General features: G+C 30.2%; 2 protein-coding genes. Both read left to right on the top strand.

Going from position 1 to position 1,111, the window contains the following annotated elements:
• Positions 1–49: 49 nt before the first annotated feature.
• Complete coding sequence (locus tag HMPREF2811_RS06900) at positions 50–301, top strand: DUF896 domain-containing protein (protein ID WP_071408701.1); 252 nt, start codon at positions 50–52, stop codon at positions 299–301.
• A 77-nt stretch (positions 302–378) separates the two neighbouring features.
• The gene (locus HMPREF2811_RS06895) at positions 379–600 is read left to right on the top strand and encodes a YneF family protein (protein ID WP_071408700.1); all 222 of its coding nucleotides are present in this window, start codon (positions 379–381) and stop codon (positions 598–600) included.
• Positions 601–1,111: the final 511 nt, after the last annotated feature.

Raw genomic sequence — 1,111 nt, 5'->3', positions numbered from 1 at the left:
TTCACGACTCACTTCGGTGAGTCTTTTTTTATAGTTAGGAGGGAACATTTTGTTAAGCGAAGATAAATTACGTCGAATTAATGAATTATCAAAAAAGAAGAAAGAACATGGTTTGACTGAAGCTGAATTAAAAGAACAATCTATTCTGAGGGAAGAATATTTACAAAACTTACGTAAAGGTTTTCGAAACCATATTGAAGGATTAAAAATCGTAGATGAAGAAGGAAATGATGTTACTCCTGATAAATTAAAAGCAATTCAAAAGGAAAAACGTATTCATAATCGTCATAATGAGGATTAATTAGATTATTACTTTTATTTTTAATCATTCTTTAGTATTATATATAATGTATTTAGTTAGGAAAGTGAGGGAATAGTATGTTACCAACATGGGCATGGTTAATTATTGTTGTAATTGGTATTATCGCTGGTTTCGTAGGAGGCTTTTTTGCTGCTCGTCGTTATATGATGAATTACTTTAAAGAAAACCCACCAATTGATGAACGAATGATTACACAAATGATGGCGCAAATGGGTCAAAAACCATCTAAGAAAAAAGTTCAACAAATTTTAAATAGTATGAAAATGCAACAACAATAGACTTTATGGACTGTTTGACGAGTTAAAAATGACTTGTTAAACAGGCTTTTTTTATACCGTGATTTTGAAATGGGGCAGAAATTGGGGATTTTAATCAATCATTTTTAATGACGATAGATATAAACTTGAATATTTTAGTCATGTTATGGTTCTTTAATTATCATCGTTATGGTTGATTGGCATTAAACAGCGTCTTAAAAATTCTTATGAAACGACTTGATTGTACGACAGACTAAGTGAAAATTTTTCAATTTACTATTTCTTGCGCATGCTGGTGATTGTTGTTATGTGCTTAAGCATGGTAATTATTTACTAATAGTCATCCTTTTGCTTTAGTTAGATGGAGGATGTCACTTATGTAAATTCGTAACAATATTTTTTTGTAATTTGGAAATATTAAATACTTCTTATATATGGTCGAATCTTATGTTCTTATTGATTGGAGCAATATTAGCGGGTATAGCGATTATCTTATCGGCTATAAAAAACCTTAAGAGTGCTTCGCACTCTA

Origin of the sequence: Globicatella sp. HMSC072A10 (genome assembly GCF_001811625.1) — a bacterium.
In the GTDB taxonomy this organism is placed as follows: domain Bacteria; phylum Bacillota; class Bacilli; order Lactobacillales; family Aerococcaceae; genus Globicatella; species Globicatella sanguinis.
The sequence above is the reverse complement of the archived record's forward strand: the minus strand, read 5'-3'. Positions and strand labels throughout refer to the sequence as shown.